Source organism: Cuspidothrix issatschenkoi CHARLIE-1 (assembly GCF_002934005.1).
GTDB classification, from domain to species: Bacteria; Cyanobacteriota; Cyanobacteriia; order Cyanobacteriales; family Nostocaceae; genus Cuspidothrix; species Cuspidothrix issatschenkoi.
Map to the genome: position 1 here is coordinate 1 of NZ_PGEM01000125.1, position 6,564 is coordinate 6,564.

General features: G+C 35.0%; 3 protein-coding genes. 2 read left to right on the forward strand and 1 reads right to left on the reverse strand.

Features of this window, described 5'->3' with window-relative positions; all coding sequences use genetic code 11:
- The first annotated feature begins 49 nt into the window (after positions 1 to 49).
- Positions 50 to 1,513, forward strand: coding sequence for a competence protein CoiA family protein (locus tag CUN59_RS15905; RefSeq protein ID WP_104388762.1), 1,464 nt, complete (start codon positions 50 to 52; stop codon positions 1,511 to 1,513).
- 113 nt (positions 1,514 to 1,626) lie between these two features.
- Here the strand turns inward: CUN59_RS15905 and CUN59_RS15910 are convergent, their stop codons facing one another.
- Positions 1,627 to 4,752, reverse strand: coding sequence for an alpha-mannosidase (locus tag CUN59_RS15910; protein ID WP_104388763.1), 3,126 nt, complete (start codon positions 4,750 to 4,752; stop codon positions 1,627 to 1,629).
- A 143-nt stretch (positions 4,753 to 4,895) separates the two neighbouring features.
- On the opposite strand from CUN59_RS15910, the gene CUN59_RS15915 reads away from it, so the two are divergent.
- Positions 4,896 to 6,236, forward strand: coding sequence for a hypothetical protein (locus CUN59_RS15915; protein ID WP_104388764.1), 1,341 nt, complete (start codon positions 4,896 to 4,898; stop codon positions 6,234 to 6,236).
- The last annotated feature ends 328 nt before the right edge of the window (positions 6,237 to 6,564 follow it).

The following is a 6,564-nucleotide window of genomic DNA, read 5'->3' on the forward strand; positions in this document are numbered from 1 at the left end:
AATTTTCGGACAGGTCTAATATGCCCTGGAATGGGTGCGTAGGTAAGTTATGTTTTATGCAAAAGCCATGTATCAAGGTAGTGAAATTCCTGTTTGTGCTGAAGATAAAAATATAGATTATTATTCGTATAGACTTTTAGGACTGCGTTGCATTGTATGTGGGGAAGAAGTTCAGTTTAGAAAAGGATATGTAAACCGACCTCATTTTGCTCATTTTAAGGACATTGGAATAAATCCAAATAAATGTGAGCTTAGAGTAATAGGTTATAGTAGTTCTTGGAGTTCCTTAACGTCAGAAGGAAAAGGGCAAAGACGAAAGCTATTTCAAGAACATTTTATTAATATAATTAAACGTCAAGATAGTAGCTTTGACCATAATATTCAAATACTCAAATCTCAATTATCCTCTAATTCTTTAAAAGAAATTACTAATAAATGCCGTATATGCTTTGATAGTAAAAAGGAAGATTTAATAAGAGAATGTCGTCAATTTAATACAGGTGTGAACGATAGCAATAATTGGATACATGGTTTAATTGCTAGTGAAGCTATAGATTACTTATCTATCCCAACAAGTATATATCCTCTGGAAGTATTACTTCATTACAGTATTTATATTGCTTGCAATCAATCAAAATCTAACAATTGGAATATTTTTATTAGTACAATTGAACCTAATACTATATGCCAAATACTGAAAGAAGTTATTGTAAAAACAAATTGGCTTATAGCTTTCGGAAATTTATATAAAAATAAAACAGGTATTTATTCGGAAAATTCGATTTTGAATTATCATACAAATGATTTTATCAATGAGAAACTTGCTAAATCCGTTGAAAAATATATTTCTTTACATGGAAATCAGTTAAAACGTGGAATTTCTAAAGGAATTGGGCTGAAATTAGAAGGTTTAAATATAAATTTATTTACTCTTAAACTTATTGTTAATGTAGTAGGTGTAGGAAGTAGTAACCCACAAAAAGCTTATATATATGATTATATATATGATAAAACTATTGCTCAAATCATAGATATTGATCAAAAAATGGATCAAATATATATTACTTATGAAATAATATATCATCAAGGTATTAGTAATCTTGAATATTATGAAAATTTCCGTAAAGAGATTTCATATTTTTTGGAAAATCATAAAAAACAACCAGATCAAAAAATTACCTTCACTTTATCCAATTGGGAAGAAATACGTAAATTGAGTAATGAGGAAAAACAAAGAAAAGTAGAAGAAGAACAACTTAGACGAAAACAGGTTGAAATAGTTATTGATCAAATAAAAAACAGTAGTAATTGGCGAAAACATCCGGCAATTCAAATTGTTTTGAAAACTTTTTCTCACAAAATAGGAAGAACACCAATTAAATGTCCCATTTGCACTAAAAAAACTAGAAAACACAAATTATTAGATCATTTAAAAAAAGTTCACATTGATTCTTGTAAATCTCCAAGTGAGAAATTAATTGATTTTTTTGACAAAATATTATCCACTTCATGAGGCTATTTGATAAATCTATTGAAATTACAAAACCTGTAGGGGTGGGGAAACCCCACCCTCGATTATATTGAATCTGACCGATGACTGCTTCTTAATATACAGAGTTTTCCTGTTTATGTTTTCACGGATACTGCAAAAGTGGCGATTTTCCAGGGTTGAATATTCATATTTTCTGGATTTATTGGGGCTGATGTGATATTATTTTCTAATAAGTCAACTTGTTCTCCTAAAGTTAAAAAATCGCTTTGTAAAGATAAATCTGCTGTTTTTCCATGACATTCATAAAAACGAATTATAAACTTCTCTAAATCATCTTCACTGGGTTTAAATGCCATTAAAATCAAATTATCTGCTGATAAATCTAGAAAGCTTTGACTTGGACAACCATTAGCACTAGATTGATAATTATCTGGATTTACTAATACTTGAAAAGGTACATTTAACTCATAACCACGTTTAACAGTTTCCGCTTCTTCCCAACTTCCCGAATGAGGATATAAACTATAGGTAAATTCCTGTATTCCTCTATCTGCTTGGGAGTCTGGCCAGTTGGGACTTCTTAACAATGTGAGGCGTAGTTGATTAGATTGGGCATCGTATCCATATTTACAATCGTTGAGTAGGCTAATTCCGTATTTTCCGGTGGGTGTATTTGTGGTTAAATCTGCCCAACGTAAAGCGGGGACTTCCCATTTTGCCTGTTCTGTGGGGGTTTGGGGATTTGTGGGACGACCAATAGCACCGCAGGGGATTTCATAGGTGGCAAATTCGGCTTGGAAATTGAGAGGAAAGGCTGTTTTAACTAATACCTGATTTTCTTGCCAATTTACAGTATTAGCTATTTTCAAAATTGGTGAACCAACTTCTAAAATATAATCTTGACAAAATTCCGATTTTCCCAGTTGACGCACTACCCGCAAACGTTGTTGAATTTCTCCATATTCTTGCCATTGAATTGATTGTAATTCTGTTGGCGGTAGGGGTTTTGTGTTATAATTGGGGTCAATATTCCACGCATCCCAATATTGGCCACTGTCGCTAAAAGCTTGGAGTTGGTTTCCCGCACCATTTAAAATTTCCCGTTGTTGGGTTTTGTCAAAGACGCTTTTTAAATCTCCGGTTTCGGGGTTAACTTCAATTTGTAGATATTCATTTTCTAAAAGCCAATTTTTCGGGAATGTTTGGGGTTGAAGGGAAGATGGAGAAAGCCAGAAAATGCTGTAACCTATAGATGGGACGGTTGCGAAAAATAATAAAGAATTTTGAATTTGCTGGGATAAGATTTCTTTTCCTGCAATATCGCAAACTTTCCAGTTTGGTTGATCTGGAGTAATGATTTTCTCTAAGTTTACCGTGACAACTTCCGAACGTTCCCAGTTGAGAGAGTTAAAAATTATGACGGGGATATTTGCAGGATTTTGTGATTGTGGTATATCTATTTTAGATGTGATCTCTATTAATGACTTGTCCAAAATTTCCATTCCCATTTTCTCCACTGCTTGCCATTCTGGTAAAGCATCGGTGTAAACTTGGGTAATGGAAGAACCAGGTAAAATATCGTGAAACTGGTTAAATAAAACTTTTTTCCACGCGGTTTCTATTTCTGTTGTTGGAAATTTTGCACCAGTGAGGATATTTGCTAAAGTTGCAAATAATTCTGCACTATATAATAGATGTTCAGATTTACGATTCCAGCGTTTTTGGTCTGCGTGGGTAGTATAACATCCGCGATGAAATTCTAAATAAAGTTCGTTTTCCCAAACTGGTAAATTTTGATTCGGGGATGTTATTTGTTGCAGATATTTTTCGGAAGTTGTAAATTCTAACTTGGGGAAAATGGGGGAATGTTCCCACCGTCGCGCAGTTTCTAGCATATCACGAGTTGGTCCACCACCATGATCACCAACACCGGGAAGCCAAAGAGAATTTTGTAAACCTGTTTGGGTTTTCCACTCACAAGCATACTTGGCCATTTTTACAGGTTCGATGGTTTCACCGATAAGTGCAGACATAAAACTTAATGTTTGACTGCCATCAGGCGATCGCCACCAAAATAAGCCATAATCAAATTTAGTTGTATCATTCCAACGGAGTTTTTGTGTCACAAAAAACTCAATTCCCGCATTTGCGAAAAATTGGGGTAACGTCGCACAAAAACCAAAGGTATCGGGAACCCAAACTACAGAAGATATTTTTCCGAACTTCTGTAAAAAATACCTTTGTCCATATAATAACTGACGAACTATAGACTCACCCGCAATTAAATTTAAATCTGGTTCAACCCAAAAACCTCCCGAAACTTCCCATTTTCCCGCTTGTACTTGGTTTTGAATTTCTTTAAACAAGTCGGGACGGTTTTCTTCAATCCAAGCATACAACGCCGGTGTGGTATGACAGAAAATTAATTCGGGAAAATCTTGTTGTAATTTTAAAGCTGACTCAAAAGTATTTTGTGCTGCTTTCCAAGTCTCTTCTACAGGCCATAACCATGCTAAATCTAAATGTGCATGACCTAATAAATGAATTTTATATTTTTGGGCGTTAATAAATTCCGCTAAACCCAAATAGGTTTGTCGTAAATTAACTATATATGTTTGCCAATCTTGATTTTCTGCGTCTTTGCAATTTGTAACTTTCTCAACTTCTGTTGCTAAACCTGGTAACTTTTCTGGTGCGAAGTTCTCTAAAAGAATTTCCGCAACTGCTAATTCATCAGCAATAAAACCAGCATCGGGATGATCATAATCTGTGGACTCAAAAATTGCAAGCGATCGCATTAATGCCCCGTCGCAATGTCCCGGACTCACCAACCGCAAAGCTATGGTAAACTCTTCACCAGGAGTAACACTCGCACTCAACAACACTCGCGGGGAACAATCAAACAAATCTCCCGTCAATACTAGCTTATCATTAACATATACTTCCGCCGCATCTGCCCACCACACCAAAGCCAAGCGCAAAGATAAACCCGTTAACGGAAAATTGTGTAAATGTTGGGGAACAGAGAATTTTTGCATCAACCATAATACTCCTTTTCCCCCTGTCCAGGAAATATGGCCTTTTTCATTTAGTTCAACAGGTTGCCAATCAGTTAAACTAAATGGGATAAAATCAGTAATTACCCCGTCAGTTTCATGATATTGCCAACTTGACATTATATCAACTTGACAACAAGATCGTAAAATTTCAATAGCTGTTGATATAGATTTGGTATTTAATGAGGGTATAGAAAGAGTCATATTGCCAATAAAATAATATAAATAATTGACCCTGCCGAAAATCAATAGTTTTGTGGGAGTCTCCTAACAATTCAAAATCAAGACTAGGGATTTAAACCCTTTAACTTACAATCACCCAACGCTATAACTTACACATTATCATCATGTCATCCAGTTCTTCCAATCGCTATCAAAGCAAACTCTTTAACTTTGTCCACCAGCATTCCCGCAGGTTGACACAAAAATGGGAAAGCGCATTCAAAAATTTACAAGTTGCAACTCAAGTAGGCGTAGATTCTCTACTTTATCCACTGTACCAATTTTTCCAACAAAATGAAACCACAAAACAATTAAAATCAGCAACTCCTCCCGCCAGTGACGAACCAATTCAGCATATATTAGACATAGTCAAAAATCTGCCTCCTGGAGATGCCGATATTCCACCTGCATCTAAAACCAATCCTCTCACATTTTTAGGATCTTTATGGGAAAAAGTTTTTCCTAAACAAAAATCTCCCACTCCAGAAAATACCCTCCAACAGCATATTCCCACAGTAAAGGGAATTGCCATAGAATTACAAACCCGGAATTTGGTATTAGTTAGCGCGGATAATCGTATTTTTGATATTTTCACCCCTCAACAAAACGCCAAATTAGCAGATAGAATTAATAGTGAAATTAGCGAATATCGGTACTCTTTAAAATTAATTGCTCACCAGCAAAAAGAATTATTACCTCCAATTTATTCTCTTCTAGATAAACTCACAGAAGAAGATTCTACCATAACACAAAAATCACTCTTAAGTCCCATTAAATTTTTTGGATTTATCGACCAATTAGTTGCTAATTTAGAAACTACCACTGTAGTCCCTGTACAACAGCGCGGCGAAGAAATTATTCATATTTTAACAGTTAATCAGAATGGTTTAAGCAATCAAAAATCGGATATTTCTGATTTAATTACAGCCGCAGTCAATTACTTTTTTGGTGGTAGAAACAGTCATCAAATTAGCGCAAATTTTCCAGTGGAAAAATTGCCAACTACATCTAACTATCAACCACTTTTCACACCAATTAACGAATTAAATAATATTGATACCATCGCTGACCCTTGGTTAACATGGGACGATTTATATGGTGACAGCAATAGCAATATTAATCAACAAAATTCTGTATTTACAAGTATACTAGGAAAACTATTCATAGATGATAAAATCGATAATTTCCGGACACATCAATCCCAATGGGGATTATCAAATATTCCCCATAAAATAGGTGAAAAAGCACCGCAATCTAAAAATGAGCAATTTGAAGAAACAGCCAATCCAACCAGGTCAGAATTTAATTTTAAGCCTGACTGGATTGATATTTCTGCCACTTCACTAGGTTATGAAAAACACCTATTAGAACAAATTCTAGAATGGTTAGATCAGTTTATATCATGGATAGAACAAATATTCACAAACATGATTTATTTTTTCAGAGGTTTGTTATTAGGGAGGTAAAAATTGTAGGTTGGGTTGCGCTTTGCTTAACCCAATCTACATAGGGCTTGCTGAATAAACATGAAAGGATTACAGGTAAAGGGTTTGAGCCGTTTTCATGTAAAAAGAGTGCAAGCTTTTACGAGGTGGAAACTCGAAAACCTTGCATTTAAGTTTGATACCAAGGAAAAATAGCTCCCATCCAACTCTTGAAACTGTTCCCAGTTAAGAGTTCCCTGTTCCCTCTCCTCACAGACAACTTTTTCAGCAAACCCTATTTAAAAAAAACCTCAAATGTTCTTTGCCCTTACAAGGCTGACACCTCGTATTAGTTGAGAACGATTTCGGT